At 68.9% G+C, this 26,417-nt stretch carries 25 protein-coding genes and 1 tRNA gene; 19 read left to right on the top strand and 7 right to left on the bottom strand.

Annotated elements, in window-relative coordinates; translation table 11 throughout:
- Window position 1 precedes the first annotated feature (1 nt).
- Window positions 2–2,830, bottom strand: coding sequence for a glucuronyl esterase domain-containing protein (locus FHS08_RS15840; protein ID WP_167041366.1), 2,829 nt, complete (start codon window positions 2,828–2,830; stop codon window positions 2–4).
- A gap of 159 nt (window positions 2,831–2,989) precedes the next feature.
- On the opposite strand from FHS08_RS15840, the gene FHS08_RS15835 reads away from it, so the two are divergent.
- The 4 genes from FHS08_RS15835 (at window position 2,990) to serA (ending at window position 6,712) form a co-directional block, all read left to right on the top strand.
- Window positions 2,990–3,829 carry a helix-turn-helix transcriptional regulator gene (locus tag FHS08_RS15835; RefSeq protein ID WP_167041363.1) on the top strand — a complete coding sequence of 280 codons (840 nt, stop codon included), beginning with the start codon at window positions 2,990–2,992 and terminating at the stop codon, window positions 3,827–3,829.
- A 3-nt stretch (window positions 3,830–3,832) separates the two neighbouring features.
- Window positions 3,833–4,615 carry a peptidoglycan-binding domain-containing protein gene (locus FHS08_RS15825; RefSeq protein ID WP_208382578.1) on the top strand — a complete coding sequence of 261 codons (783 nt, stop codon included), beginning with the start codon at window positions 3,833–3,835 and terminating at the stop codon, window positions 4,613–4,615.
- Window positions 4,612–4,974 (top strand): hypothetical protein, encoded by a 363-nt coding sequence (locus tag FHS08_RS15820; RefSeq protein ID WP_243847534.1) that lies wholly within the window; start codon window positions 4,612–4,614, stop codon window positions 4,972–4,974. Before FHS08_RS15825 ends, FHS08_RS15820 begins: the two co-directional genes overlap by 4 nt.
- Before the next feature lie 133 nt (window positions 4,975–5,107).
- Window positions 5,108–6,712: a phosphoglycerate dehydrogenase gene (gene serA, locus FHS08_RS15815; RefSeq protein ID WP_167041360.1), complete on the top strand. Its 1,605-nt coding sequence runs from the start codon at window positions 5,108–5,110 to the stop codon at window positions 6,710–6,712.
- Between the two features lie 74 nt (window positions 6,713–6,786).
- Here the strand turns inward: serA and FHS08_RS15810 are convergent, their stop codons facing one another.
- Window positions 6,787–7,332: a TetR/AcrR family transcriptional regulator gene (locus FHS08_RS15810; RefSeq protein ID WP_167041357.1), complete on the bottom strand. Its 546-nt coding sequence runs from the start codon at window positions 7,330–7,332 to the stop codon at window positions 6,787–6,789.
- 61 nt (window positions 7,333–7,393) lie between these two features.
- On the opposite strand from FHS08_RS15810, the gene FHS08_RS15805 reads away from it, so the two are divergent.
- A complete protein-coding gene (locus tag FHS08_RS15805; RefSeq protein ID WP_424960812.1) occupies window positions 7,394–8,947 on the top strand; it encodes an MFS transporter in 1,554 nt (517 codons plus the stop codon).
- Between the two features lie 106 nt (window positions 8,948–9,053).
- Here FHS08_RS15805 and FHS08_RS15800 read toward each other — a convergent pair whose 3' ends face one another.
- Genes FHS08_RS15800 through FHS08_RS15790 form a run of 3 tightly spaced genes read right to left on the bottom strand, consistent with a single transcriptional unit; the run spans window position 9,054 to window position 11,816 of the window.
- Entirely contained in the window at window positions 9,054–9,710 is a 657-nt protein-coding gene (locus FHS08_RS15800) for a response regulator transcription factor (protein WP_167041354.1), read from the bottom strand.
- The gene (locus tag FHS08_RS15795) at window positions 9,707–11,473 is read right to left on the bottom strand and encodes a sensor histidine kinase (RefSeq protein WP_167041351.1); all 1,767 of its coding nucleotides are present in this window, start codon (window positions 11,471–11,473) and stop codon (window positions 9,707–9,709) included. The genes FHS08_RS15800 and FHS08_RS15795 overlap by 4 nt, the downstream gene beginning before the upstream one ends.
- Complete coding sequence (locus FHS08_RS15790) at window positions 11,463–11,816, bottom strand: response regulator (protein WP_208382577.1); 354 nt, start codon at window positions 11,814–11,816, stop codon at window positions 11,463–11,465. The genes FHS08_RS15795 and FHS08_RS15790 overlap by 11 nt, the downstream gene beginning before the upstream one ends.
- A 110-nt stretch (window positions 11,817–11,926) precedes the next feature.
- Here FHS08_RS15790 and FHS08_RS15785 point away from each other — a divergent pair, with 110 nt between their 5' ends.
- From FHS08_RS15785 to FHS08_RS15745, 9 genes are all read left to right on the top strand, one after another.
- Window positions 11,927–12,121 (top strand): hypothetical protein, encoded by a 195-nt coding sequence (locus tag FHS08_RS15785; RefSeq protein ID WP_167041345.1) that lies wholly within the window; start codon window positions 11,927–11,929, stop codon window positions 12,119–12,121.
- Between the two features lie 93 nt (window positions 12,122–12,214).
- Window positions 12,215–13,291 carry a 3-isopropylmalate dehydrogenase gene (locus FHS08_RS15780; RefSeq protein WP_167041342.1) on the top strand — a complete coding sequence of 359 codons (1,077 nt, stop codon included), beginning with the start codon at window positions 12,215–12,217 and terminating at the stop codon, window positions 13,289–13,291.
- 49 nt (window positions 13,292–13,340) lie between these two features.
- On the top strand, window positions 13,341–14,444 hold the full coding sequence (locus FHS08_RS15775; protein ID WP_167041339.1) for a branched-chain amino acid aminotransferase: 1,104 nt from the start codon (window positions 13,341–13,343) through the stop codon (window positions 14,442–14,444).
- Between the two features lie 34 nt (window positions 14,445–14,478).
- On the top strand, window positions 14,479–15,246 hold the full coding sequence (locus FHS08_RS15770; protein ID WP_167041336.1) for a fumarylacetoacetate hydrolase family protein: 768 nt from the start codon (window positions 14,479–14,481) through the stop codon (window positions 15,244–15,246).
- Window positions 15,247–15,308: 62 nt separating this feature from the next.
- Window positions 15,309–16,817 (top strand): glutamate--tRNA ligase, encoded by a 1,509-nt coding sequence (gltX, locus tag FHS08_RS15765; protein ID WP_167041333.1) that lies wholly within the window; start codon window positions 15,309–15,311, stop codon window positions 16,815–16,817.
- A 90-nt stretch (window positions 16,818–16,907) separates the two neighbouring features.
- Window positions 16,908–16,979: transfer RNA gene (locus tag FHS08_RS15760), tRNA-Gln, on the top strand.
- Between the two features lie 196 nt (window positions 16,980–17,175).
- Window positions 17,176–17,361 (top strand): helix-turn-helix transcriptional regulator, encoded by a 186-nt coding sequence (locus tag FHS08_RS15755; protein ID WP_167041330.1) that lies wholly within the window; start codon window positions 17,176–17,178, stop codon window positions 17,359–17,361.
- Window positions 17,354–18,556: a tyrosine-type recombinase/integrase gene (locus FHS08_RS15750; protein ID WP_167041327.1), complete on the top strand. Its 1,203-nt coding sequence runs from the start codon at window positions 17,354–17,356 to the stop codon at window positions 18,554–18,556. The genes FHS08_RS15755 and FHS08_RS15750 overlap by 8 nt, the downstream gene beginning before the upstream one ends.
- A 40-nt stretch (window positions 18,557–18,596) precedes the next feature.
- Window positions 18,597–19,202, top strand: coding sequence for a type IV toxin-antitoxin system AbiEi family antitoxin domain-containing protein (locus FHS08_RS15745; RefSeq protein WP_243847533.1), 606 nt, complete (start codon window positions 18,597–18,599; stop codon window positions 19,200–19,202).
- Between the two features lie 36 nt (window positions 19,203–19,238).
- Here the strand turns inward: FHS08_RS15745 and FHS08_RS15740 are convergent, their stop codons facing one another.
- Window positions 19,239–20,753 (bottom strand): recombinase family protein, encoded by a 1,515-nt coding sequence (locus tag FHS08_RS15740; protein WP_243847532.1) that lies wholly within the window; start codon window positions 20,751–20,753, stop codon window positions 19,239–19,241.
- 281 nt (window positions 20,754–21,034) lie between these two features.
- On the opposite strand from FHS08_RS15740, the gene FHS08_RS15735 reads away from it, so the two are divergent.
- The 3 genes from FHS08_RS15735 to FHS08_RS15725 all read left to right on the top strand — a co-directional run bounded on the left by FHS08_RS15735 (window position 21,035) and on the right by FHS08_RS15725 (window position 23,876).
- Window positions 21,035–21,250, top strand: a complete 216-nt coding sequence (locus tag FHS08_RS15735) for a helix-turn-helix domain-containing protein (RefSeq protein ID WP_167041321.1) — start codon at window positions 21,035–21,037, stop codon at window positions 21,248–21,250.
- A complete protein-coding gene (locus FHS08_RS15730) occupies window positions 21,243–22,424 on the top strand; it encodes a tyrosine-type recombinase/integrase (RefSeq protein WP_167041318.1) in 1,182 nt (393 codons plus the stop codon). The genes FHS08_RS15735 and FHS08_RS15730 overlap by 8 nt, the downstream gene beginning before the upstream one ends.
- A gap of 537 nt (window positions 22,425–22,961) precedes the next feature.
- Complete coding sequence (locus tag FHS08_RS15725; RefSeq protein WP_167041315.1) at window positions 22,962–23,876, top strand: DNA adenine methylase; 915 nt, start codon at window positions 22,962–22,964, stop codon at window positions 23,874–23,876.
- Here the strand turns inward: FHS08_RS15725 and FHS08_RS15720 are convergent.
- Window positions 23,821–25,353 carry a hypothetical protein gene (locus FHS08_RS15720; RefSeq protein ID WP_167041312.1) on the bottom strand — a complete coding sequence of 511 codons (1,533 nt, stop codon included), beginning with the start codon at window positions 25,351–25,353 and terminating at the stop codon, window positions 23,821–23,823. The genes FHS08_RS15725 and FHS08_RS15720 overlap by 56 nt on opposite strands.
- A 220-nt stretch (window positions 25,354–25,573) precedes the next feature.
- Between FHS08_RS15720 and FHS08_RS15715 the strand changes: the two genes are divergently transcribed.
- Together FHS08_RS15715 and FHS08_RS15710 are read left to right on the top strand one after the other, a co-directional pair.
- Entirely contained in the window at window positions 25,574–25,714 is a 141-nt protein-coding gene (locus FHS08_RS15715; protein WP_167041309.1) for a hypothetical protein, read from the top strand.
- The gene (locus FHS08_RS15710) at window positions 25,714–26,340 is read left to right on the top strand and encodes a Fic family protein (RefSeq protein WP_167041306.1); all 627 of its coding nucleotides are present in this window, start codon (window positions 25,714–25,716) and stop codon (window positions 26,338–26,340) included. The genes FHS08_RS15715 and FHS08_RS15710 overlap by 1 nt, the downstream gene beginning before the upstream one ends.
- Window positions 26,341–26,417: the final 77 nt, after the last annotated feature.

Genomic DNA, 26,417 nt, shown 5'->3' with positions numbered 1-26,417 from the left:
GTCAGGATCGCGGCTGCCACGGCCCGTAGGGGTCGCCGGGCGTCTGGTTGCGCGTCCACCACTTGGCGGTCCACGTGCGCCCGTCGTACGTCACGACGTCACCCGCGTCGAAGATGCGGGATGCCGTCCACACGGCGGACCCGTCGTCGAGCGTCGCGATCTCCTGCCACGGCCCGTAGGGGTCGCCCGGCTTCTGGTTCGACGTCCACCAGGAGGCGAGGTACTGCCGTCCCTGGTAGCCGACGCGATCGCCCTCGTTGTAGACCGCCTTCGCGTCCCACTCCGCCACGGCGATCGTCGCCGAGCCGGACCCGCCGACGTGCGACGTCCAGGAGTAGCCGTCGGGCGCGACGCGGGTCGCCGCGGCGTCGACGTCGAGCGCCGCCGTGCCGAGGCGGTCCGTCGCCCGGAACGTCACCCGCACGAGGTCACGCGTCGTCACGGGCCCCGCGGCGGAGAGCCGGATCGTGAGCGTGCCTGCCGTCGTGCTCTGCCCTGCGACCGCGAGCCCCGCCGCAGCCGAGACCTTCTCGACCCGCAGCCTGCTCGCGTCGAACGACACGGTCAGGTCCGTGTCGTCGACGGCCGTCGGCGCGGCGAACGACACCGTCGCGTCGAACAGGGCGCCGGGCTTCGCTGTCGGCGCCGTCACCGTCAGCGCCGACCGCTCCGGCGCCGACCACGGGGCCGAGGCCTCGTCGTACGTGTGGAACGGGTACGTCTTCGCGGCGACGAGCTTGTCGCCGACCGCCGCGGAGGTGTCGCCGCGCAGGTAGTACTTCATCATCGCGAGGAGGTACGCGGTGTCGTCGAACGTGTGCGTGTGGCCGCCGTCGTGGAACGCGACGCCGATGCGGTCGGGCACGTCGAGGAACTCGTACGCCTTCTCCGCCGCGCGGTAGCTCATCGCCATCGACTCGGGGTTCGTGCCGAAGTCCGAGAACCCGCCCGTCACGAGCAGCGGGCGCGGGGCGACGAGCGCCATGACGGAGTGCTGATCGAACGGCAGCCGCACGGGCGCCGGTGAGTCGGGCTCGCGGAACTCGCCGAAGATGTCGGCGAACCACGGCGCGTTGCCGCCGAACGTGTTGTTGATCGTCTCGACGTAGCCGTTGATCGAGCTCGCGTCGTCGACCGCCCACGGATAGGCCTGCCCGCCGTTGTCGACGCGATAGTCCTTGCCGGCGAACTGGTAGCGCCAGCTCGACGCGCCGCCCGTGCCCGATCCGTTCGGCGCCACGACGGCGATGCGGTCGTCGAAGGCGCCCGCCACGAGCGTGCCCTTGCCGTAGCGGGAGTGTCCCGTGACCGCGATGCCGTCAGGGTCGAGCTCCGAGATGGCGCGCTCGCCCGTCGCCGGATCGACGTACGAGATCGCGTCCACGATCCTGCTGACCCCCCACGCCCAGGCCATGAGCGTGCCGGTGTCGGCTCCCGCGATGTCCTTCTCGTACGGGAAGAAGTCGTAGTAGATGCCCGTGTGGTTCTCGTTTCCGACATCCGTCGGGGTGTACGCGATCGTCGCGATGCCGTTGGCGAGGAACTGATCCGCCCCCGGCACTGCGCCGAAGCCGATGACGACGGGGTACGGTGCCGAGAAGCCGGACGAGGCGTCGGGAACCTGCAGCACGGCCGTGAACGACCTGCTCACGCTCTGCCCCGCGACGTCGTTCGTCATGCGGATGTCGATCGCGGGCTGGCTCGTGAAGCAGAAGCAGCCGAAGTCGAAGCCCGAGCGCTCGCCGTGAGCGGCGGTGAGCGAGGCCGGAGCGCCCGCCTGGTAGCCGTACTCGTAGTACTGCGCCATGCCGGCGATCTCCTCGCGGCGGCGGTCCCAGTCGGCGGTCGACTCGACGCGCGAGCCGTCGAGGAACTGGAACAGGTCGGGCATCCCCGGCTGATCCGGCAGGTGCTTCGGATCGGGATACGGGCCCGTGCGCTCGAGCGCGAAGAGCGCGTCGCTGAGCGCGCTGCGGGCGGCATCCACCGTCTGCTGCGAGGCGGAGTCGTCGGCGAAGACGGCGCGCGCGACCTCGAGCGGCTCGTCGATGACGGACGCGTTGCCGTAGATCGCACGGTTGACCCGCCCCGCCTGCGTGATGGCGTAGAAGAGCTCGATCCTGTCGACCCGGGGCGGGATGTCGGACGGCTTGGCCTCCAGCGCGATCGTGCCGAACAGCCCGGGGCGCTGCCACTGATTGCCGGTTCCGTCGTGCCAGAACAGCTGGCCGACCCGGTTGCCGCCGGCGCCGTCGTTGATCTGGACGTCGAAGCCCAGCGTCCTGCCCGAGGTCAGGCCGCCCTCGACGAGGTCGCCGACGCGGAACACCGACTCGACGACGTAGCCGCCGTCGGTCGTACGGGTGTTCGAGATGAGACGGTCGTCGCCGCCGTGGTCGAACGACGGACGGTTGTCGTAGCTGATGCGGAACTGGAAGTCCTGCAGGGCGACGTACGTGGTGTGCGCGGCGGACTTGTCGTCGACGAGATCGACGAACACCTCGACGGAGTCCTGGTTGTAGAGCTGGCCCGAGCTGATGTCGAGCTGCGGATCGGTGACCTCCGTGAGCGTGTACAGATAGTTCTCGTCCCACACCGCCTTCACTTCGGCGCTCGCGACCGGGGAGCCCGTGCGCTTCGCGACGGGCACGGGCGCGACATCGTCCCAGAGGGGATCCGCCGCGCTGCCGCCGATGTTCGGCGAGCCGTAGCCGATGACGAGCGGATCGCCGGCATCGCCGGTCTCCGCGTGCGCCGCGGCGGGGATGAGCGCGACGACGAGCGCGGCGACCGCCGCGGTCATCCCGGCTCGGGGGAGGGGACTTCGCATGTGGACTCCTTCATCCATGCGGGCCGCGGCGACTGCGCCGGCGGGCGGAGCCTGTTGACCTCCGCATGAAAGAACGTATGAGGGGGCTATGCGCCCGCGACATGGGGAAATCCAAGATGATGGGAGAGAGTTCAGAAAAGGTTTACAGAGCAGGACGGCATGCGAGACGGCGAGGATGCTGCGGCGCGGGGTCATCTCGGCGTCGAGGTCGGCTACTGCGCGTATCGCACGTGCCCCGCGGACTGGTCGATGCCCCGCGAGCGCATCGACTTCATCGACCTCACGTATGTCGTGTCCGGTCGGGCCGAGTACACCGTCGACGGCGTTCGGCACGAGGTGAGCGCGGGCGACCTCGTCTGCATCCAGCCGGGATCCGTGCGGTCCGCCTCGACGCCGCTGGACGACCCGATGACGTGCATGGCGATCGACTTCGTGCTGCGCGCCGAGGAGGGAAGTCGCCTGCCGCTGGCGACCGTGACGCGCGTCGGCATCGATGAGGAGCTGATCGGCCTCCAGCGCGAGCTGTGGCACACGTGGGTGCACCGCGCCGACCGCGACCTGCCGCGCATCGACGGGCTCGTCCTGCTGATCCTGCATCGCTGCGCGGCGCTCGCCGATCCCGGCGCGTCGCGTCGGTGGCGCGATCCGCGCGTCGACCGCGCCGTGCGGTACATCACGGACCACTTCGCCGAGCCCGTCACGGTGGCCGCCATCGCCGAGCGCGCGGGGCTGCACCCCGTGTACTTCGCGGACCTCTTCCGCCAGGAGACGGGCCGCAGTCCCCGCCAGTATCTGACGGACGTGCGGCTGCGCAACGCCGTCGACATGCTCCGCAGCGGGAAGTTCCGTGTCCGCGACGTCGCCCGCGCATGCGGGTACCGCGACGAGGGGTACTTCAGCAGGCACGTCCGCGAGGTCACCGGGCACCCGCCGTCGGCGTTCCTGCGCGCTCCCTCCGCGCCGTGGCCGCCCGGAGGCGCCGACGCGGCGGACGCGTGACGGATGCCGCGGCATCACGCCGGGGCGCGGCTCTCTTCCCTCGAGGGGCGGCTCTCCGGACCCGCCCCCGACGTCGGCCCGCTGACGGATCACGCCGTCCGCGACGTCCAGGCCCGGTTCGCGCCACCCGTCGACGGCGTCGTCGGTCCGAGCACGTGGCACGCGCTCGTCCTCGCGAAGTTCGAGGAGGCGCGGCATCCGGCTTCGTCGTCTTCGCGCACGGCGACGACGCCGCGCATTACGCTGACACACGTGACACCCGGACGCGACGACGAGGCCCTCTCGTGGGGCGGCGATGACGACCCGACGCTCGACGTCGGCGTCGGCAGGGCGAAGGACCCCGGGCCGGAGGGGACGACGGGGGCCGCCGAACCCGTCGCAGCCGCGCCGGTCGGTCTTCCGGAGGGATTCGAGGCCGTCGGCAAGGGCAGCCACGACGTCGCGCGGCTGGACGCCGACGGCACGGTCGCGCCGGACCCCGCCGCGGCGCCCCTCGGCAACGCGATGTTCGTCGCGCTCGGCGTCTTCGGCGGCGCGTACCTGCTGTACGCCATCGGCTGGGTCGTCGGGGGGATGCGGCTGCAGGGCCGGCTCGAGTACCTCGTCTCCGACGTCATGTTCCAGGGGAGCTTCTGGCTCGCCGTCCTGGCGCCGGTCCTGTGGTTCGCGACCGTGTTCCTGCTCACGATCCGCAGCGCCGCGTGGGTGCGGATCGCGTGGCTCGTCGGGGGAGCCCTGCTCCTCGTGCCGTGGCCCTTCATCCTCACGGGGGCGGTGGGGCGATGAGCCGGTCGACGGATGCCGCGTCCCCCGCGCACCGCATGCCGGTGTGGCTGCTCGGCACGATCATGGGGCTGTTCGGGCTCTTCTACGCGTACGCCGTCTGGAACGCGATCGCGAACCTCATCCAGACCGCGCAGTTCTTCGGCGACGCCGGCCGGCCGCTCAACGCCTTCGGCTGGGCGGTGTGGATCTTCGCGATCGTCTTCCCGGTCATCGTGTACGTCTTCGCGTTCCGGCTCTCTCACCGCCGGCCCGCCCACCACGCCCTGCTCATCATGCTGACGGGTCTCGGTCTGGTCGCGGTGTTCTGGCTCGATCTCGTCGCGTACACGGCGCTCAGCCCGAGCTCGCTGCTGAGCTGACTCGCCCGTCACGCGCACGGTTCGCCCAGGTGACCCCCGCTAGGCTTGTGTTCAGCCTCGCCCCGATCGCGTGCGGCGCGGCATCCACCGCTCTGCCGTCCATCGCTCTGCCGCCGCCCCGAAGGTCCTGCCTGTGTCGAAGCCTGTCGTCCTGATCGCCGAAGAACTCTCTCCCGCCACGATCGACGCGCTCGGTCCCGACTTCGAGATCCGCAGCGTCGACGGCGCAGATCGTTCGGCGCTCCTGCCGGCGCTGGCCGAGGCGAACGCCGTGCTCATCCGGTCGGCGACGAAGATGGATGCCGAGGCCATCGCCGCGGCTCCCGCCTTGAAGGTCATCGCCCGCGCAGGCGTGGGCCTGGACAACGTCGACATCAAGACGGCGACGACGGCGGGCGTCATGGTCGTCAACGCGCCGACCTCGAACATCATCTCGGCCGCCGAGCTGACGATCGGGCACATCCTGAGCCTTGCCCGGCGCATCCCCGCCGCTCACGCGTCGCTCGCCGCGGGCGCGTGGAAGCGCAGCTCGTTCACGGGCACGGAGCTGTTCGAGAAGACCGTCGGCATCATCGGCCTCGGCCGCATCGGCGCGCTCATCGCCGCGCGTCTGCAGGCGTTCGACATGCGCGTCGTCGCGTACGACCCGTATGTCACGAGCGCGCGCGCACAGCAGCTCGGCGTGCAGCTCGTGTCGCTCGACGATCTCGTGGAGCAGAGCGACTTCATCACGATCCACATGCCGAAGACGCCCGAGACGACGGGCATGATCGGCGCGGAGGCGTTCGCGCGCATGAAGCCCACGGCATACGTCGTCAACGTCGCACGCGGCGGGCTCATCGACGAGGAGGCGCTCTACACGGCGCTCACGACGGGCGAGATCGCCGGCGCGGGCCTGGACGTGTTCTCGAGCGAGCCCCCCGCACAGGACGGACCCGCGAGGAGGCTCCTCGACCTGCCCAACGTCGTCGTGACGCCGCACCTGGGCGCCTCGACCGACGAGGCGCAGGAGAAGGCCGGCGTCTCGGTCGCCAGGTCCGTGCGCCTCGCACTGGGCGGCGAGCTCGTGCCCGACGCCGTCAACGTCGCCGGCGGCGTCATCGACCCGTACGTGCGCCCCGGCATCCCGCTCGTCGAGAAGCTCGGACAGATCTTCGCGGCCCTCGCCCGCAGCCCGCTCACGAGCCTCGACGTCGAGGTGCACGGCGAGCTGAACCAGTACGACGTCAAGGTGCTCAAGCTGGCAGCGCTCAAGGGCCTGTTCACGAACATCGTGAGCGAGACCGTCTCGTACGTCAACGCGCCGCTGCTCGCGGACCAGCGCGGCGTCGAGGTGCGCCTGCTCGTCGACGACGACAGCCCGGAGTACCGCAACGTCATCACGCTGCGCGGCGCCCTCTCGGACGGCTCGCAGCTCGCCGTGTCGGGCACGCTCACCGGCACGAAGCAGATCGAGAAGCTCGTCGGCATCAACGACTACGCGGTCGAGCTGCCGATCGAGAAGAACCACATCGTCATGCTCTACGCGGACCGTCCCGGCATCGTCGCGGTGTACGGCCAGAAGTTCGGCGAGGCCGGCATCAACATCGCCGGCATGCAGATCGCACGCAACACGGCCGGCGGCCAGGCGCTGTCGGTGCTGACGGTCGACTCGCCCGTGCCCGACGAGCTGCTCGACGAGGTCCGCTCGGCGATCCAGGCCGACCTGTTCCGGCAGATCGAGATCACAGAGTCCTAGGCGGCCTGCGAGCCCCGCGGCGTCGGGGGAGCGCGACCCCGGTCGCGGCATCCTGGACCGTCGTCGGTGCGCGGTCAGGGCGCGACGGCGTCGACGACGAGCGCGACGAGCGCGTCGAGCGCGGGACCCGAGGGCACCGCAGTGAGGGGCGCGTCGCCGCCGAGGGCGTTGTTGAAGTAGAGCCCGTCGCTCACGAGCATGACGAGGTCGAGCGCGGCGTCGTCTCGGACGTGCGGACGCAGCACGTCCGCCCACCGGTCGCGCATGTCGCGCAGCGCGGCGCTCGCTGCGCCGCTGCCGCGCTGCGCGAGGCGCGAGACGGAGATGATGGCGCGGTCGAGGGGATCGTCGTCCATGACGGACGATCGCAGGAAGTAGGCGACGGCACCCTCCGGCGCGGCCTCGATCGCCGCGACGTCGGAATCGACGAGACGGCGCAGCCGGTCGACGAGACCCGCTTCGAGCGCGTCCTTCGAGGCGAAGTGATACAGCAGTCCGCCCTTCGAGACGCCGGCGGCGCGGGCGGCGGCATCCATTGTCGCGGCACGTTCGCCGTCGGTCACGAGGAGCCCTTCGAACGCGTCGAGGACGCTCTCCCGGGCGCTCGGCGGGCGGCTCATGGCTCGATCGTATCCATCGCGGCGCGCACGCCTGATACTATACCGGCTGGACGGTATAGAAATGATGACGCTCACGCAGGAACTCCGGATCGCCGACGCCGAGGCGCGGCCCGTCGGCGCGCGCGGATGGGCCGCGCTCACCGTGCTCATGCTTCCGGTCCTGCTCGTCTCGGTCGACAACACGGTGCTGAGCTTCGCGCTCCCCTCGATCGCCCTCGACCTCGCCCCGACGTCGATCCAGCAGCTGTGGATCGTCGACGCGTACCCCCTCGTCCTCGCGAGCCTGCTCGTGACGATGGGCACACTCGGCGACCGCGTCGGACGGCGACGGATGCTGCTCATCGGCGCGACCGGCTTCGCGGCCGTGTCGGCCGTCGCCGGCTTCGCGCCCACGGCCGTCCTGCTGATCGCGGGACGCGCCCTCCTCGGCGTCTTCGGGGCGATGCTCATGCCGTCGACGCTGTCGCTCATCCGGAGCATCTTCAGCGACCGCGACCAGCGGCGCCTCGCCATCGCTATCTGGGCGGCCATGTTCTCGGCCGGATCCGCCCTCGGGCCGATCGTCGGCGGCCTCCTCCTCGAGCGCTTCGCGTGGGGATCCGTGTTCCTTCTCGCCGTGCCCGTGCTCGTGCCGCTCCTGGTCCTCGCGCCGATCCTCGTGCCCGAGAGCCGGGACCCGTGCCCCGGCCGCATCGATGCGCCGAGCATCGTGCTGTCGCTCGCGACGATGGTGCCCATCGTGTACGCGATCAAGGAGCTCGCCGTCGACGGCCTCGCGAGCGTCGCGCCCGTCCTGTTCGCGGTCGGCGCGGGCTTCGGCGTGCTGTTCGTGCGCCGGCAGCTGCGGCTCGAGGCGCCCATGCTCGACATGGCGCTGTTCCGCCGGGGCACCTTCACGGGAGCCATCCTCGTCAATCTCCTGAGCGTCGTGGCGCTCGTCGGCTTCCTGTACTTCGTGGCGCAGCATCTGCAGCTCGTCGTGGGCCTGAGCCCGTTCGAGTCGGGACTCGCGCTCGTGCCGGGACTCGTCGCGATGGTCGTGTCGGGACTCGTCGTCGTCCCGATCGCGAAGCGCGTGGCACCTCGCATCGTCGTTCCGTCCGCGCTCGCGTTCTCGCTGCTCGGATACGTGCTCGTCGCGGCGAGCACGTCGAGCGCGGACCTCGGCCTGCTCGTCGTGGCGTTCGTGTCGCTCGGGGTCGGGGTCGGCATGGCCGAGACGATCTCGAACGAGCTCATCCTCTCGAGCGCGCCGCCGTCGAAGGCCGGTGCGGCGAGCGCTGTCTCCGAGACGGCCTATGAGCTGGGCGCCGTGCTCGGCACGGCGATCCTCGGCGGCATCCTCGCGGCGCTGTACCGCACGAACCTCGTGCTGCCTGCGGGGCTTCCCACGGGCGCAGCGGATGCCGCGCGCGAGACCCTCGCGGGCGCCGTCGCGGCGTCGCACGGACTGGAGCCGGGTCTTGCGACGGCGCTGCAGGATGCCGCGGCCACGGCGTTCGATGCGGGCGTCGGGGTCGCGGCGCTCATGGGGGCGGGACTCGTCGTCGTGGCCGCGGTCGTGGCCGCGACGACGCTGGGCCCCTCCCGTGACGACGGGTCCAGCACGCGGTGACCGGGTCGACGCCGCGCCCGTCCCGTGACGACGGGTCCGGCACGCGGTGACCGGGTCGACGCCGGGCCCGCCGCGACACCGATCCAGCGTGCGCCGACTCGGACTCTCACGTCCCGGGCGGTCGCCGCAGATAGGTCAGCACGGCCAGGACTCGACGGTGGTCGTCGGCGGCCGGCGGAAGCCCCAGCTTGTGGAAGATGCTGCGCACGTGCGACTCGACGGTCTTGTCCGTGAGGAACAGCCGCACGCGGATCGCCGCGTTCGACCGGCCTTCCGCCATGAGTGCGAGCACCTCGCGCTCGCGATCCGTCAGGACCGACAGCGGGTCCCGCGCGGTCGTCGCCGAGAGCATCGCCGCGACGACGGCGGGGTCGATGACCGATGCGCCGCCCGCGAGGCGCTCGAGCGCCTCGACCAGTTCGGCGTCGTCGGCGACGCGGTCCTTGAGGAGGTAGCCGAGGCCGGACGCCCCTTCCCGCAGCAGGTCCACGGTGTACTGGGGCTCGATGTGCTGCGACAGCACGAGCAGCGGCTGGCGGGGTCGCGCGCGGCGGATGGAGAGCGCCGCCTGCAGCCCCTCGGTCGTGTACGTGGGCGGCATCCTGACGTCGAGGATGACGACGTCGGGATCGTGCCCGGCGACAGCCGCCTCGAGCGACGGCAGGTCGTCCGCCTGCGCCACGACGTCGACGTGCGCCTCCGTCAGGAGCCGGGCGAGCCCCGTGCGGAACAGCACCGCGTCGTCGGCGAGCACGACTCTCATGCGCCCGCCGCCTCCGCGAAGGGGAGGCGCGCGCGCACCGTCGTGCCTGCGCCCGGGGGGCTCACGACGTCGAGCGTCCCGTTCGCGGCGGCCACCCGGTCGGCGAGGCCGCGCAGCCCCGACCCGCGGGCGGCATCGGCACCTCCGACGCCGTCGTCGGAGACGGCGACGCGCAGCGAGTCGCCGTCCGCGGCGACCGCGATCGACACCTCGTCCGCCGCGGCGTGCTTCGCGACGTTCGCGAGCGCCTCGGACACGACGAAGTAGGCCGTCGCCTCGACGGGAGGCGCGAACCGCCCCGCGGGGAGCTCGAGCGCGGCGACGCGCACGGCGGAGCGATCGGCGAGCGCGCGGACGGCGGGACCCAGACCCGCATCGGTGAGGATCGCGGGATGGATGCCGCGCGCGAGCTCGCGCAGCTCGTCGATCGCGAGCCGCAGCTCCTCCGCGGCCTCGCCGATCGTGGCGGCGGCCGCGTCGCTTCCCGACTCCGCCTCCCGCTTGGCGGTCTTGAGCGCGAGCATGAGGGAGAGCAGCCGCTGCTGCGCGCCGTCGTGGAGGTCGCGCTCGACCCGCTTGCGCTCGGCGTCGCCGGCGGCCACGATCCGCCGTCGGGATGCCTGGACCTCGGCGAGCTGCTCCTCGACCTCGGCCCTGAGCGCATCGTTCTCGATCACGAGGCCGGCCGCCGCCGCGGCGGCCTCCACGACGACGGGGTCGAGTCCTGGATCGTGGACGAGGGCCGCGCGGCGCGCGCTGTCCCGTCCGACGATGACGGCCACGGCCGCGCTCTCCGACGGCGCCAGCGCGACGGGAGCACCCGCGGCATCCGTCCACGCGCCGGAGGCGTCCGCGTAGCGCACCCGCAGCCCCGGGTCGCCGACCGCGTGGCGCAGAGCCGACTCGAGACCGCCGGGTCCGAGCGGCTGACGGATCTCCCTGACGAGGTCTCCCACCGACATCCGGGCCCGGAGGAGGCCCCACACCACGACGAGGGGAAGCGCGATCTGCACGACCGTCACGAGCTCGCCGAGGACGCTCGCGACGGGGTCCGGCGCGTTCGTCAGCGAGCCCAGTGCTCGAGCGGTGAAGGCGCCGCCGCCGACGGCGATGAGGATCCAGAGGGGACGCAGGTCGCGTCGCTGCGCGGGGGAGGCGAGCGCCCAGCGCTGGCCGAAGGCCACGAGCATGAGCGCCACGATGACGGGGGTTCCGAGATCGCTGAGCGAGGCGAAGACCCCGAACGCGGTCGTGGAGGGCCACAGATCGAGCGTCGGGACGAAGTCCTCGAGACCCTGCGCGACTCGATCTCGAGTCGCTTCGACGCCGAACGCCGTCCCGACGATCCACACGTACGAGGCGATGATCACGACGCGGCCGAGCCGTGTCGCGGCGCGCCCGTCGGGGAACACGAGCGCGACGTGGACCAGGAGCGCCGTCGAGGCGGGAAGGGCGACCTGCGCCCACGCGAACAGCGGCGCGTACGCCGTGTACGCCCAGACGGACAGGAACCAGACGATCCCGTACACGAGCAGCAGGATCCCGATGACGTTGCGCGGCCTCCGGTACATCGCGTACACCCCGGCGGCGAGATAGGACCCTCCCGAGATGAGGTCCAGGAGCTGGTTGCCCGTCCACTCGGTGGCAGCGCGGATCCACGCGGCGCCGACCGCCCACACGAAGCACGCCGTGCCGAGGGCGACGAACGCCAGCGTGCGCCGCGCTGCGACGGCGCGCGGTCGCGCTGCGACGTCAGCCGACATCTCTCGCCACGACCCCGAGGAGCGCCGTGCCGCTGAGGTCGGCCTTCTCGACGAATCCCGCCGACACGGCGGCGACGAGATCGGGATCGACGTCGTCGGACGAGCGGCTCGAGGTCAGCACGACGATCGTCTCGCGGTGCACCGAGCTCGCGACCTCGAATCCCGTCATGTCGGGAAGGACGATGTCGAGGAGGGTCACCTCGGGGTGCAGCTGCGCGACGGCGTCGATCGCGGCCGCCCCGTCCGCCGCCTCGCCCACCACCTCGAAGCCGTCGTCGGTCAGCACGCGCCGCGCCCAGGAGCGGAACGAGTCGTGGTCGTCGACGATGAGAAGGGTCGGCATCACTCGGATTCTCCCAGCGGTCGCGACACCTGTCATCAGGGTCAGCACCGACGCGGATTCCCGCGCACGCCCGGATGCCGCCGCCCGGCCCGCATCCGTACCGTCGAGGCATGAGCACGCACATCGACAGGCCCCTAGCGTGGCGGGGCGGCCGTGCCTGGGCGGTCGTGGTCGCCCTCCTGCTCGCGGCCGCGATCCTGGCAGGCATCGCCAACTCCTCCACGACGACGCAGACGCCGGGGAGGCCGGCTCCGTACCCCGCGCCGATGGCGCCGGCGCCGCCCGCTCCCGACGACCTCGACTGACGCGTGCGGCGGCGCGCAGCTCGGCGGATAGCCTGGGTGGGTGTGCGCCGCACGCCCGGTCGCGCACGCGGAGCACCCCGAGCGAGGAGAGCAATGAGTCCCGAGTCCCGCGTCCAGCACCAGCAGCGCGTCGTGAAGCTCGCCGTCATCCCCGGCGACGGCATCGGCCCCGAGGTGGTGGCAGAGGCGGAGAAGGTGCTGGATGCCGCGACCGCCGGCTCCGGCATCCTGTTCGAGAGGACCCGCTTCTCGCTGGGGGCCGCTCGCTTCCTCGAGACGGGCGACACCCTCAGCGACGCGGACCTCGAGGCGATCAAGGCGCACGACGCGATCCTCCTCGGAGCGGTCGGGGGAGTGCCGGGCGACCCGCGCCTGAAGGACGCCAACATCGAGCGCGGACTTCTCCTCAAGCTCCGGTTCGAGCTCGACCACTACGTCAACCTGCGCCCGTCGAAGCTCTACGACGGCGCTCCGGGCCCGCTCGCGGCGCCCGGCGACATCGACTTCGTCGTCGTGCGAGAAGGCACGGAGGGGCCGTACGTCGGCAACGGCGGGTCGATCCGCCGCGGGACGCCGCACGAGGTCGCGAACGAGACATCCGTCAACACCGCCTACGGCGTCGAGCGCGTCGTGCGGTACGCGTTCGACCTCGCCGAGCGGCGCCGCAAGAAGCTCACGCTCGTGCACAAGACGAACGTCCTCGTGCACGCGGGCGGAATCTGGCAGCGGATCGTCGACGCCGTGGCGCAGGAGCACCCCGACGTGGCCGTAGACTACCTGCACGTCGACGCAGCAACCATCTTCCTGGTCACGAACCCGGGCCGCTTCGACGTGATCGTCACCGACAACCTCTTCGGCGACATCCTCACCGACTTGGCCGGCGCCGTCACAGGAGGCATCGGTCTCGCCGCTTCGGGAAACATCAATCCCGACGGCGCGTTCCCGTCGATGTTCGAGCCCGTGCACGGATCGGCACCCGACATCGCAGGACAGCAGCTGGCAGACCCCACGGCCGCGATCCTCTCCGTCGCCCTCCTGCTCGATCACCTCGGGCTCCGAGACGAAGCAGCGCGCGTCACCCGCGCCGTGGAGGAAGATGTCGCAGCCCGCGGGGATGCCCGCACCACCACTCAGATCGGCGACGCGATCGTCGCGCGGGTCCAGGCGTAGCCTGGAGTGACAGCGGCATCGCCTCGCACTCGACCGTTCAGGACGTGACATGACCCTTCTCGACGACCCCGACACCGGACTCGCACCGCTGCAGTTCGCCGTCACCAAGAACCTTGCGGCAAAGACCACGGCGCAGCGTGAAGAGCTGCTGCGCGATCCCGTCTTCGGCACCGCGTTCACCGACCACATGGTCGACATCTGCTGGTCGGTCGGCGGCGGCTGGCACCGCCCGCGCGTCCAGCCCTACGGCCCGCTGTCCCTCGACCCGGCGGCGGCCGTGCTGCACTACGGCCAGGAGATCTTCGAGGGCATCAAGGCGTACCGCCACGCCGACGGCTCGATCCACACCTTCCGTCCGCGCCAGAACGGCCTGCGCCTGCAGCGCAGCGCGCGCCGCCTCGCGCTGCCCGAGCTGCCCGTCGAGTACTTCGTGCAGTCGCTGCGCGAGCTCATCGCGGTCGACGGCGCCTGGGTTCCGTCGGGCGCCGACCAGAGCCTCTACCTGCGGCCCTTCATGTTCGCCAAGGAAGCCTTCCTCGGCGTCCGCCCCGCGAACAAGGTCAACTACTACGTCATCGCATCGCCCGTCGGCGCGTACTTCAAGGGCGGCGCCAAACCCGTCTCGATCTGGCTCAGCGAGGACTACGCCCGCGCGGGCAAGGGCGGCACGGGCGCGGCGAAGACCGGCGGCAACTACGCGGCAAGCCTCCTGCCGCAGGCAGAGGCGTACGAGGAGGGCTGCGACCAGGTCGTGTTCCTCGACCAGGACCGCAACGTGGAAGAGCTCGGCGGCATGAACATCGTCTTCGTCTACAAGGACGGCACGATCGTCACGCCCCAATCCGACTCGATCCTCGAGGGCATCACCCGCGACTCGCTCCTTCAGCTCGCCGTCGACCGCGGACACAAGGTCGAGGGCCGCGACGTCTCGATCGACGAATGGCGGTCGGGAGTGGCATCCGGCGACATCGTCGAGGTCTTCGCGTGCGGCACGGCCGCCGTCGTGGCGCCGATCGGCGTCCTCAAGGGCCGCGGCTTCTTCGACGAGCAGCCCACGGGCCCGCTCGCGCTGTCGCTGCGGGAAGAGCTCACCGACATCCAGTACGGACGCCGCGAGGACACGCACGGCTGGCTCGTGCGCCTCGACGGCTGACGCGCCGAACGAAGCCCCTGGGTAGGCTGGACGGGTGAGGATCGCCCGCTTCAGCCACCAGGACGCCATCAAGTACGGGATCGTCGACGGGACGGATCTCGTCGTCCTCGAGGGCGACCCGATGTTCGCGGGGTTCGACACGACGGGGGAGCGCGTTCCGCTCTCGGACATCGCGCTGCTCGCGCCGGTCATCCCGCGCTCGAAGGTCGTCGCGATCGCGCGCAACTATCGTGACCACGCCGCGGAGCTCGGCAACGAAGTCCCCGCCGAGCCGATGCTGTTCTTCAAGCCGAACACGTCGGTGATCGGACCGGGCGACGTCGTCGTGCTGCCCACGCAGTCTCAGCGCGTCGACTACGAGGGCGAGGTCGCCGCCGTCATCGGTCGCATCGCGAAGAACGTCTCGGCCGAGGACGCGCTCGACTACGTGTTCGGCTACACGATCGCCAACGACGTCACGGCCCGCGATCTGCAGAAGACCGACGGCCAGTGGGCGCGTGCGAAGGGCTTCGACACGTTCTGCCCCCTCGGCCCCGCGATCGAGACCGAGTTCGATCCGGCCGCCGAGGTCTGGATCGAGACCCGTCTCAACGGCGAGGTGAAGCAGCGAGGACTCCTCGGCGACATGGTGCACTCCGTCGCCGAGGTCGTCGCCTACGCGTCCGCGGCGTTCACGCTGCTGCCGGGCGACGTCATCCTGACGGGAACGCCCGCGGGCGTGGGCCCGTTCGTCGCGGGTGACACGGTGGAGGTCGAGGTGACGGGTCTCGGCATCCTTCGCAACACGGCACGGGACGCGTGAGCCGGTAGGCAGGCTCGGCACCTCTCCAGGCGCGGCGGCATCCGCTCACTAAGCTTGAGGCGATGTCCTCTGCACCCGATCCCCGCACCACGACCGCGACCGGCGCCGACGTGCGCGTGCGGTTCTGCCCGTCTCCGACCGGCCTGCCGCACGTCGGCATGGTCCGCACGGCCCTCTACAACTGGGCGTACGCGCGTCACACGGGCGGGAAGCTCATCTTCCGCGTCGAAGACACGGATGCCGCACGCGACAGCGAGGAGAGCTACCGCCAGCTCGTCGACGCGTTGACGTGGCTCGAGATCGACTGGGACGAGGGCGTCGAGAAGGGCGGCCCGCACGAGCCCTACCGGCAGTCGCAGCGACTCGACATCTACGCCGACGTGCTGCAGCGGCTCGTCGCGACCGGAGCCGTCTACGAGAGCTACTCGACTCCCGAGGAGATCGACGCGCGCAACGAGGCGAACGGCCGCGCGAAGCAGCTCGGCTACGACAACTTCGATCGTGACCTCACCGACGAGCAGCGGGCGGCATTCCGCGCCGAGGGCCGCGAGCCGGCGTGGCGCGTGCGCGTGCCCGATCACGACGTGACGTACGTCGATCTCATCCGCGGCGAGGTCACATTCCCTGCGGGCTCCTTCCCGGACTTCGTCGTCGTGCGGGCCGGCGGACAGCCCCTGTACACGTTCACGAACCCCGTCGACGACGCGCTCATGGGCATCACCCACGTCATCCGCGGCGAAGACCTCATGCCCTCGACGGCTCGTCAGCTGGCGCTCTACGCGGCGCTCATCGACGCCGGAGTGACGACGTTCGTGCCGCGCTTCGGACACATGCCGCTCGTCCTCGGCGAGACGGGCAACAAGAAGCTCTCCAAGCGCGACCCGCAGGCCGACCTCTTCCTGCATCGCGAGCGCGGGTTCATCCATGAAGGCCTGCTGAACTACCTCGCCCTCCTCGGCTGGTCGATCGGCCCCGATCGCGACGTCTTCTCCCTCGAGGAGTTCACGGCGGCGTTCGACATCGTCGACGTCAACCCGAACCCCGCGCGCTTCGACCAGAAGAAGGCGGAGTCGATCAACGGGGACCACATCCGGATGCTGGAGCCCGCCGACTTCGCGACGCGCATCGTGCCGTATCTGGCCGCGGCAGGCATCGTGGGGGAGGAGCCGACGGATGCCGAGCTCGCCCTCATCGCGAAGGCCGCGCCCCTCGTGCAGGAGCGCGTGCAACTGCTCGGCGAGGTGCCAGGACTGCTCGGCTTCCTGTTCGCGCAGGACGTCGTCTACGCGCAGGACGCGCTGTCGTCGCTGCCTGCCGACGCGAACGAGGTCGTCATCGCGTCCGTCGGTGCGCTCGATCTGGTGCCCGAGGCCGAGTTCACGGCTGCGGCCGTGCAGGACGCGCTCTCCGCCGCGCTCATCGACGGGCTCGGCCTCAAGCCCCGCGTCGCGTATGGGCCGCTGCGGGTCGCGCTGAGCGGGCGCCGCGTGTCGCCGCCGCTGTTCGAGTCGATCGAGCTGCTCGGCAAGGCCGAGACGCTGCGTCGGCTGACGGGCTTCGTCCAGCGCTGACCGGACGCCGCGCGCGGCGGGTCGCGCGGTTTGGATCAGCCGCCGCCGTCGGCTAGACTCGATCCTCGGCACGACTTCGGTCGAACGCCTTGGGGTATGGTGTAATTGGCAACACGGCTGATTCTGGTTCAGTTGTTCTTGGTTCGAGTCCAGGTACCCCAGCAGTAGATTTGGCGAGATCCCGCGGCTAAACAGCCCATCGTCCATCCCCTGGTCAGAGCCCGTTTCGGGCCTGGTGACGAGATACGGGACGAAATACCGCTCCCGCACGGCTAAGGCTGCCGATCCGCGGCGTCCCGCCCCGGATGCTGCCGGCTACGGCTGCCTACTGCTGGGAGCCCGGTCGTACCTGACCGTCATGGATCAGACGACGCCCGTTCTCCTCACCAGCCGCGAGGTCGCCGACCTCCTCCGCGTGCCTCTGCGCACCGTCGAGGACTGGAGGGTGACCCGCTCCGGCCCGCCTTGGCTGAAGCTCGGCCGCCACGTCCGCTACGACCGCGACGAGCTCCTCGCCTGGGTGAAGGAGCGCCGGCATGGGTAGGCCACGCATCCCCGCCGGGGAGATGGGCACCATCCACATCACCCGCCTCGCCACCGGCTACCGCGCCCGCGCTCAAGCTCGCGACGACGGCGGGAATCTCCATCAGCTGCGTGTGGTCGCCGACACCGAAGAGGAGGCTCGTGCTCTACTTCTCCGACGAGTTGAGGCGCTCAGCAGTTCCGCTTTCAGTGGACTCGACAGCCGCAACACGATCGCTGAAGCGGGCACCGCGTGGCTGGAGCAGATCCGCGCCCGAGCCGTCGCCGGGTCCCTGTCTTTTTCCACCTACGAGTCGTACGAGACGACGCTGCGGCGGCTTGTCGTGCCACAGTGCGGCGGGATCACCCTCGGAGCGCTCACCGTCGGCCGGTGCGACCGCATCATCCAGGCGATCCTGCTGGAGAAGTCCGTCTCCGCCGCCCGGCGGGCACGCGCGGTACTCGGGCTGATCTGCGGCTACGCAGTTCGTGACGACGCGATCCCGTTCAACCCAGTCCGCGATGTGCAACGTCTGCCGCTCCCCGAGAAGAAGACCTCGATCCTCACGCCCGCGCAGATCGCCGGGATCCGCGAGCTGATGGAGCACTGGCGCGAGGACCAGTCCGACGGGCCGCGCCCGAACCACCGGGCGCTCATCGACGGGATGGACATCATGCTCGGTACGTCGGCACGCGTGGGGGAGTGCATCGGCCTGCGACGCCGGGACGTGGATATCATCACCGCACCGCCGACGATGCTCATCGACGGCACCATCATCCAGAACAAGGAACAGGGCATCGTCCGTAAGAACGCCCCGAAGCGCACTCGACAGCGTCGCCGCGTCGCCCTGCCGGCCCTGGCGGCGGACGCGGTGCGGCGACGCCTCGCGCTCGCGCCATCAGGGCAGGACGCGCTCCTGTTCGGAACGAAGACCGGCAACCCGATCAGCGTCAGCAACTACGAACGGCTGCTGCGCTCGTTCGTCGACGACAATCGCGAGGCGCTCGAGAAGCTCGGCGTCGAGGTGGACGAGTACAGCACGCACATCTATCGCCGCACTACTGCGACACTCGTCGAACGCGCAGCCGGGCTCACGCTCGCCTCCCGGCTGCTTGGGCACGCGAACGAGCAGATCACCCGTGCCAGCTACGTCGTAAGCGCCGAAGAAGTCGACCCGATCACGGTCGAGATCCTCGACGAGCTGCTGGGGAGCTGACTCCATCAACGGAAACTAAGCCCGCTATACTCTATCTGTAATGGTTTTCGCCGAGAGGGGTGGCGTGGACGCTGAGACACCGGTGCTCTTCCGATACCGAGATCTCCCCATGCATGGGATCACTCGCCACAGGCTCGGGCAACTACTCGAAGCCGGTGAGTACGAGCGGATCGCCCCCGGGCTGTTCATGCGCGCCTGGGCCACCGACGACACCACAGCAGGATGGATGGCAGTCGCGGCCAAGCGCCCGGAAGCGACCATCTGCCTGAGCACCGCCCTCGTGATCTACGACCTCACGGACGAGATCCCGTTCCAGAGCGAGATCGCCATCCCGCGCGGCACCCAGCCGGTGACCGTCCACGGACTCCACATCGGCTGGCACCGCTTCGACCCCGACACCTTCCACATCGGGCGCACCGAGCACGCCCTACCGGGCGGGATGTCGATCGGCCTGTACTCGGCCGAGCGCACCATCGTCGACCTGTTCCGCCTCAGCCACCACTGGGGCAGCGACTTCGCCATCGGAGCGCTCAAGCGTTGGCTCCGCGAGCGCGGCAACTATGCCTCGAAACTGCTTGACGTGGCACAGCACTTCCCGAAGGCATCACCCACAATACGGCAGACCCTGGAGATCTTGCTGATCTAGCGGTCCGCGAGGGCGGCACGATGCCGAAGCAACTGCTTACCTGGGGTCGTCGAGTCGGGCCTCGCCTCCCCTTGCACGAGGAGTGACGAGCACTCGCTCCGGTTGAAAGCCCCGGTGGCCGCGACGCGGAGCCTGCATGATACGGATCTCGAACAGGACCTTGATGATCCGACGCCGCTCCTCCAACTCCAGGGTTTCCCACGCCGCGGTCAGGTCCTCGGCGCCAATGAGATCCCGGAGCGTACGGTCGGCGATCGGAAGCACGAGCTGCTGCTGGGCCTGCTCGATCTCGGGACGCAACGTCTTCTCGATCTGAGTCAGCAGCGTGAAGCTGAGCTGGCCCTCTGAGGAGAGCTCGGTGGCGCTCTGCAGTCTGTCCTCAAGTTCCTTCAGCCGCTGCCGAGCTGCGAGTGAGTGCGTGATCCAGTCATCGTCCTCGCCGGCGAGCAGCGCGATGTGATCCGGCTTCGCGAGCCACCGCAGCGCGTAGTCGGTGACGTACTGGTCGAGGTCGGCCGCGACGAGCGCGACCTTGTAGCAGCCGCGGAACTGGCACTGGTAGCGCACCACCCTCGGGGCATCGCCCTGCGCGCGACTGAGCGTCCGACGCAGAACCCGTCCGCAGTAGTCGCAAATCGCGATGTGCGACAGCAGCGACTTGGGTGTCACCCCGTCACCGACATGTACCCGTCTCGACGGGTCGAACAGGAGCCGCTGCAGGCGGACGAAGTCTTCCGCTGAGATCAACGGTGCCCAGCCCGCGTCTCCGATCACCTGCCCGCGGAAGACCCGCTTGCCGGCGATCGTCGGATTCTTCAGGATCAGCTTCACGGTCGAGGGGGTCCAGCCGGCCGAGATGTTGCCGTTCCGTGCTCCCTGCGGCGTCTCTTCGCCGAGGTCCTGCATCCGATTCGCGATCGCTGTCACCGGAGTTCCGTCGAGGACTTCCCGCGCCATCATTCGAACGAGCTCTCCGGTGCGGGGGTCGGGCTCCTGGCCGATGAGCACCCCGGTGCTCTCGTCGTAGACGCGCCGGTACCCGTAGGGGATCCGTCCATGCGGGCGTCCCTTTTCCGCGATCATCCGGACCGTCCGAAGCTGCCGTTCGCGCATCGTGTTCGCATCCGCCTCGGCCCGGAGGAACTCGAAGCCGAGCATGAACGTGTCATCCGATCGCGTGAAGTCGAAGACACGCCCCTGGGTGAGATAGAGGACGCCCGCCTCCTGGCACGCGGCACGCAACTCGACGTAGACGCTCATGTCGCGGCCCGCCCGAGACGGCTCCCAGGTTACGAACCCATCGATCTCCCCGGAAGCGATGAGACGAAGCGCTTCGTCGAATCCTTCGCGTTCCCGGCGTCGCCACTGCGACGCGGAGCGGTCCGCATCCGTGATGACGCGCGCGACCCTCCAACCGAGAGGCTCGCACCAGGCGCGGCAGTCGGTGATCTGATCCTTGATCGACCGCATCAGCTTCAGTCGATCCTGGGATGCCCGCGCGTAAATCAGCGCTCTGATAGGGGTGGTTGATTGGTTCTTGGTGCTCTCCATGACGGATAGGTATGAAGCCAGTTCCAACGATCGGTTCCTCTCGTGACATGAGTCACCAAGCCTTCCGAAGGAGGGATCAGGGATAGACGCGAACCGTGCCGTGGAGTGCGAGAACGGCCCGAAGTCTGGGGTTCCAACGTCCTATTTGTCGACGAGGCGAGAGATAGTACGTATGAAGCTCACATCTGAGCTCCGTGGCCACAGCAAACCCACCATCACTCACCCGCCGCAACGAGACCGCGAATCCTGCCCCCGCTAGTTCCTCGATCGGGCCTTCATGCATGACGCGGGAGCTCGCTGACTACCTTGGCGTGCCCGTCTCCACCGTCTACGACTGGCGCACCAACAGCAAAGGCCCGCGCGCGTACCGTTTCGGCAAGCGCATCATGTTCGGCGTCAGCGACATCCGTGCGTGGATGGACACGATGAGCGAGCCTCACGTCCAGCCTTCGGGCGCCGCTACCTTTCCCGCAGCGGGGGAGGGCGCGCGTGGGTAGGCCCCGCACGCCGATCGGCACCTTCGGCGTCATCGCCTCCAGCAAGCAGCCCAACGGCAACCATATCGCCCGTGCCCGGTATCGCGACTGGGACGGCAAGAACCGGCTCGTCCAGGCCACTGGGCCCTCCATCTCCGCCGCTGAGCGGAAACTGAAGCAGAAGCTCGCCGAACGGTCCCTCTACCAGCCAGGATTCAACGGGATGAGCGCCGACAGCCCCTTCCCGGAGCTCGTCGCCTACTGGCTGGAAGACATGGAGATCGAAGGCCGCCTCTCACGAACCACGAGGCAGCTCTACGAGCGGGACATGCGTGCCCTTGTTCTCCCGGCGTTCAAGGACCTCACCCTTCGGGAGATCGAGGTCGCCCGCTGCGACTACTTCCTCAAGCAACTCGCCAGACGCAGCTACAGCCGAGCCAAGCATGCCCGCGTCGTCCTCCGCCTTGCCCTCGCGCTCGCCGTCCGCCACGAGATCCTGCCCCGCAACCTGATGGATCATGTCTCCCGGCTGCACCGGAAGAAGGCCATCCCGGACGCGTTCACAATCGGCGAGGTGCTGGAGATCCGGGCGGCGATCAAGGCGTGGGAGTCGTGGCGGGTTCTGGCGGGACCGCGGCCGGACCGTCAGCTCGGGCAGATCGTCGAGGTCATGCTCGGCACCTCCGCCCGCATCGGCGAAGTCCTCGCCATCCGACTCCAGGATCTCGATCTGGACGGTCCGATCCCGACGGCACGGATTGCCGGGACGATCATCAGCCGCAAGGGTGAGCCGACGCACCGGCAGGATCATCCGAAGACGGATCGCTCGGTTCGCCGCGTCGCGCTGCCGTCGTTCGCGTTGCAGGCGATCCGCTCGCGCCTGCTGCGTAGCGGAGACGCCGAACCGGGCGCGCTCTTGTTCAGCACGCGGGTCGGGACGCCGCACACGACGAACAACATCCGCCGGCTCCTGCGCGACGTGATGAACGGGGCCGGGATCGAGAACGTGACCCCGCACCGATTCCGCCGCACCGTCGCCACCATCGTCAACGACGCACAAGGCGCGCTCCTCGCCTCCGAGCTCCTCGGCCACACCGACCCGCGGATCACGATGCAGCACTACATCCAGCGCAGCGAGACCGTGAACCCCGTGACTGCTGAGCACCTGGAGCGCGCTCTTGGGAAAGCCGGGTGAACACGCAGACGCGGAGGCATCTCCCTATCTCGTACGGGGACGATGTCTTCGCTGGTGTGTGACGGAGGCAACGATTGAGTCCGCGAGCTGAACAGAGAGCATGCGAACGCCCCGCTATACCGCCGACAGTTTCACCGACTCTGGTGTGTTCGTGAAGCACCTCGATGGAGGACGACTCCGTGCCCCGGGCGGGAACCTCAGCCCCGTCTCCGTCTTCGGCGGCCGTTGAGCCGCGCCGCGCAACGACGTGCCAACGCTGTTCTGAGCCTCGCCGCACTGCCTTCCTCACAAGGGTGTGTCGGTCTCAGCATGACTGTTTGTAACGGATAGTATACGTAACGTGATTGATCTGAAGAAGGTCGACGATGAAGGGCTCACGGGCCTCGACCGAGCTCTGCGTGGCGAGCGCTTGCGCAGGCGCGGTGCATGGCGGGAGTGTGAGCGTTGCCACGAACGATTTCTCGGACGCGGGGATGCTCGATTCTGCTCAGCACGGTGTCGCGTTGCGGCGCATCGGGCCGACAGGAAAGGGACGTCATGAGCGATCGGGTACGGGTTCTTGCGTCCAGGCGCTACGGCACGCTGTCTCCTCTTCGGTACCCCGGAGGTAAAGCGGCACTCGCGGGGTTCTTCGGGGACATAATCAAAGCGCTGCATATCGAGCATCCGAGATACATTGAGCCCTACGCGGGCGGCGTCGGAGCTGGCATTGCGCTATTGCGTGAAGGTATCGTCGCGCATCTTGTCGTCAACGACATCGACCCTGCGGTGCATGCGTTCTGGAGGTCCGCAGTCGAGCACAACGCCGAGCTAGTCGGGCGAGTCCGCTCGACCCCGCTGAATGTCGAGGAGTGGCAGAAACAGCGAACCATCTACCGGGCGAAAAACGAAAAGAACATCTTGGATCTGGGCTTCGCGTTCTTCTACCTGAACCGCACCAACCGTTCAGGCATCCTCAATGCCGGTGTCATCGGCGGGCAAGCGCAGACCGGCAACTACAAGATCGATGCTCGATTCAATCGTGAGACTCTCGCGCAGCGGCTCACTGCAATCGGAGATCTGGCTGATCGGATCACCGTGACCGATCTCGACGGGCGAACCGTGATCCAGAATTACGCCCAGGACGATAGTGCCTTCATGTACATCGACCCGCCCTATGTCCAAGCCGGATCGCAGCTCTATCTCAATGCGTTCGACGGGCGCGATCACAAGGCTCTCGCCGCAGTTGTCAATGCTGTCCATCCAGCGCACTGGCTCATGACCTACGACACGGCGCCACTCATCGAGGGCCTGTACCGAGAGCAGTTCCAGTGCCGGCTGGAGCTGACCTACTCAGCGCGGTACCCAGGCCAAGCGGAAGAGCTGCTCATCGCCTCAAGTGCGGTCGCGCGCGCGATCATGGAGTCGCAGTCGGTGCAGGAGCAGTCGACGGTAGACGTAGCAAGTGCCTGAGCAGCGGGTTCACGACTCTCCAGGCTTGGCGCACGTCATCCGCTGACACGGAGGCATCTGCGCTGTGCGCAATGAGGTTGAACCACTGGATCGAGCCGTGCTTGTGGACGTTGCCCGACTGGATCGCGTTGATCGTCGCCTTTAGTGACTTCTCGCTGCCATAGGTCTGAACCACCTGCGCGAACACCTTGCTCAGTTCACCCGTCACAGGCGTCGAGGACCCCTCGAAGTGCACCTTGATAGTCGACTCCAGCACGGAACGCATCAGAATGGCAGCAGCGATGGGAAGCCGCGCGAGGCCGATCTCGCGGAGCTCGTGATAGCGGAGCTTGAGGTTCAGCGGGGCGTTCTCGTATCCGAGTCCCGTCAGGTCGAGAGTGTTCTTCGTGTCGGGATGGTTCGGGCCGCGCGTACCGGGACCAGGGGTAGGGTCGGCCGTCGGTGCGGCACTACTCCAGGTACCGGAGCTTCGTGTAGCAGGAGTATCAGTCCCTGAGCCCGACACCCCAGAAGACCCACCCGTGGGCCGCGGCGTCGGCGCGGGCGAATCCGGCGCTCCGGTAGCCGGAGATGTGATCGTCTGTCCATTGAGGCGGGCGACCAACGTTTGATGGGGCGTGCTTGCCTTCTTGAATTCTGGCGAGCGGGTGTTGAGCCGGTCTGCGCGGAACTCGTTGACCAAGTACTCGAGCGCGTCGAGCCTTCCGCGTGGCAGGGTCGCGGCGATCTGTTCCGGCGATGACGACCGAGGAACGAGGTACCCCTCCTTGTCGAACTCCGCGCCGATGGCGAGGGCGATGTCCTTATTCCGATACGCGTACTCGAACACTGACATGCGCAAATCGTCACTTGCCGCGTACTGGCGCAGGCTCGGGTCGGTGAACGGCACTTCTGCGAGATACCGACGCATGAACGCCATCTTCATGAAGCGGACCACATCGACATCTGGGTACTGCGCCTTGACATCGTCTACCGTCGTCTGATCGTCCACCAGCGAGTAGTAGAACGTAGCCTGCTGGTCACGGCTCCAGCGCCGCTTGGAGATCCCGGTATGCAATCTCGCCACGTGAGGCGCGGCCGCCGCCCTATCCGGCGCGACGATCACCCGGACTCGCTCGGGTAGATCCTGCGCCTCGACCGCGTACCGCTTGAGCAACGCCCGAATATCGCTCTCATGTCCGGGAACGAGCGTGGGGTTCTGCAGTGCCTTCAGCGCGCTGACGCGGCGATTACCTTCCAGCACGACGTAGGGCGGGCCGTCCGTGCCAGGGGTGCTGGCAATCACGATCGGAACCTCGTTGTCAAAGTAGCCGTCCCTGAGTATCAGCCGCGCGGCGCCAAGGACGTCCTCTGACGCGAACAGATACTTCAGCGCTCCGGCCTCGTCGTCGCGTCTCGTCGGGATGCGGTAGTTCTCGAGGTCGAGGAGGAGCCCGTCGAGGTCGACCTCGACGATTGGGAGCTGCTCGTACGCCATGCTCGGCCCTTCGCTTGATCGGCTGCTGATTCTCTACGCAGAGCACCTAGCAGAGCCGTTGCCTCGTCATACCGTATCCGGGGGCTCCCGGCATCGCGGAGGGACACGACGCACCTCCGTCCAATCGGGAAGCCTGTGCTGCGGCGACCTCCCGCGATAGAATGGAGGTCGCGTCGCACAGGCGATGGAGAAGGAGGTGCGAGCCGTGGAACGTCGAACCGTGACCAAGGAGACCGTGAAGCAGTTCGCCATCCGATCCACGAAGGAGTCGGCCGAGCTCGAACGCCGCACCGTCCCCGCCGGGCACGTGCGCTCCGAGCGCGTCGAGCGGTTCCTCGCTGAGCGTCGCCAGCGCGGCTGATGCCGCTGACGCCGGGCTATGGCGAGACGCCCGTCACCGACGACGAGGCCGACGCACTGCTCCCGCAGGCACGCGAACTCCTCGGCGAGCCGATCACGAAGGCTGACGTCTACGACCTCGAGCAAGCCGTGCAGGAGGAAGTCGCCGAGGAACTCGTCACGGCCGTGCTCGACGGCGCGCTCACTGTCGATGAGCTGCTGACCGATCACTACGTGCGCGACCTGCACCGTCGCCTCTATGGCGACATCTGGACTTGGGCCGGCATCTACCGGAAGCGCGAGCTGAACATCGGCGTCGCTCCCGAGATGATCGCCGTCGAGCTCCGCGGCTCGCTGGAGACCATCCGCTACCGCTGGCAGCACACCGACGACTGGATCGCCCACGAACTTGGCATCGCCGCCCACGCGGAGGCTGTACGCATCCATCCCTTCACCGACGGGAACGGGCGAACGACGCGCCTGCTCGCCGACCTCCTGTTTCTCGCTGCGCAGGATGCTGAGCCGCCCCAGCGCTACTTCTGGGACCTCGACAAGCCCGAGTACATCGCCCGGCTTCGGCAGTACGACCAGTCCCGCGACCCGCGGTCACTCGCCGGGTTCATCGAGATACGCGCGCTCGGCGAGTAGTGAGGGTCGACCACTTAGTTTGTCGCTCACGCGACGTCGAGCGTTGATCGTGCGCGCTTCCGCCGTCTTGTCGGTTG

Source organism: Microbacterium ulmi (genome assembly GCF_011759705.1).
GTDB classification, from domain to species: Bacteria; Actinomycetota; Actinomycetes; order Actinomycetales; family Microbacteriaceae; genus Microbacterium; species Microbacterium ulmi.
The sequence above is the reverse complement of the archived record's forward strand: the minus strand, read 5'-3'. Positions and strand labels throughout refer to the sequence as shown.

Bases quoted from the DNA above. Each gene is read 5' to 3' on its own strand.
- FHS08_RS15735 (WP_167041321.1), top strand. From the start codon at position 21,035: ATGACGCGGGAGCTCGCTGACTACCTTGGCGTGCCCGTCTCCACCGTC.
- FHS08_RS15785 (WP_167041345.1), top strand. From the start codon at position 11,927: ATGAGCACGCACATCGACAGGCCCCTAGCGTGGCGGGGCGGCCGTGCC.
- FHS08_RS15780 (WP_167041342.1), top strand. From the start codon at position 12,215: ATGAGTCCCGAGTCCCGCGTCCAGCACCAGCAGCGCGTCGTGAAGCTC.
- FHS08_RS15775 (WP_167041339.1), top strand. From the start codon at position 13,341: ATGACCCTTCTCGACGACCCCGACACCGGACTCGCACCGCTGCAGTTC.
- FHS08_RS15745 (WP_243847533.1), top strand. From the start codon at position 18,597: ATGGTTTTCGCCGAGAGGGGTGGCGTGGACGCTGAGACACCGGTGCTC.
- FHS08_RS15790 (WP_208382577.1), bottom strand. From the start codon at position 11,816: ATGCCGACCCTTCTCATCGTCGACGACCACGACTCGTTCCGCTCCTGG.
- FHS08_RS15710 (WP_167041306.1), top strand. From the start codon at position 25,714: ATGCCGCTGACGCCGGGCTATGGCGAGACGCCCGTCACCGACGACGAG.
- FHS08_RS15795 (WP_167041351.1), bottom strand. From the start codon at position 11,473: ATGTCGGCTGACGTCGCAGCGCGACCGCGCGCCGTCGCAGCGCGGCGC.
- FHS08_RS15805 (WP_424960812.1), top strand. From the start codon at position 7,394: ATGATGACGCTCACGCAGGAACTCCGGATCGCCGACGCCGAGGCGCGG.
- FHS08_RS15840 (WP_167041366.1), bottom strand. From the start codon at position 2,830: ATGCGAAGTCCCCTCCCCCGAGCCGGGATGACCGCGGCGGTCGCCGCG.
- FHS08_RS15810 (WP_167041357.1), bottom strand. From the start codon at position 7,332: ATGAGCCGCCCGCCGAGCGCCCGGGAGAGCGTCCTCGACGCGTTCGAA.
- FHS08_RS15725 (WP_167041315.1), top strand. From the start codon at position 22,962: ATGAGCGATCGGGTACGGGTTCTTGCGTCCAGGCGCTACGGCACGCTG.
- FHS08_RS15755 (WP_167041330.1), top strand. From the start codon at position 17,176: ATGGATCAGACGACGCCCGTTCTCCTCACCAGCCGCGAGGTCGCCGAC.
- gltX (WP_167041333.1), top strand. From the start codon at position 15,309: ATGTCCTCTGCACCCGATCCCCGCACCACGACCGCGACCGGCGCCGAC.
- FHS08_RS15835 (WP_167041363.1), top strand. From the start codon at position 2,990: ATGCGAGACGGCGAGGATGCTGCGGCGCGGGGTCATCTCGGCGTCGAG.
- FHS08_RS15750 (WP_167041327.1), top strand. From the start codon at position 17,354: ATGGGTAGGCCACGCATCCCCGCCGGGGAGATGGGCACCATCCACATC.
- FHS08_RS15800 (WP_167041354.1), bottom strand. From the start codon at position 9,710: ATGAGAGTCGTGCTCGCCGACGACGCGGTGCTGTTCCGCACGGGGCTC.
- FHS08_RS15820 (WP_243847534.1), top strand. From the start codon at position 4,612: ATGAGCCGGTCGACGGATGCCGCGTCCCCCGCGCACCGCATGCCGGTG.
- FHS08_RS15720 (WP_167041312.1), bottom strand. From the start codon at position 25,353: ATGGCGTACGAGCAGCTCCCAATCGTCGAGGTCGACCTCGACGGGCTC.
- FHS08_RS15825 (WP_208382578.1), top strand. From the start codon at position 3,833: ATGCCGCGGCATCACGCCGGGGCGCGGCTCTCTTCCCTCGAGGGGCGG.
- FHS08_RS15740 (WP_243847532.1), bottom strand. From the start codon at position 20,753: ATGGAGAGCACCAAGAACCAATCAACCACCCCTATCAGAGCGCTGATT.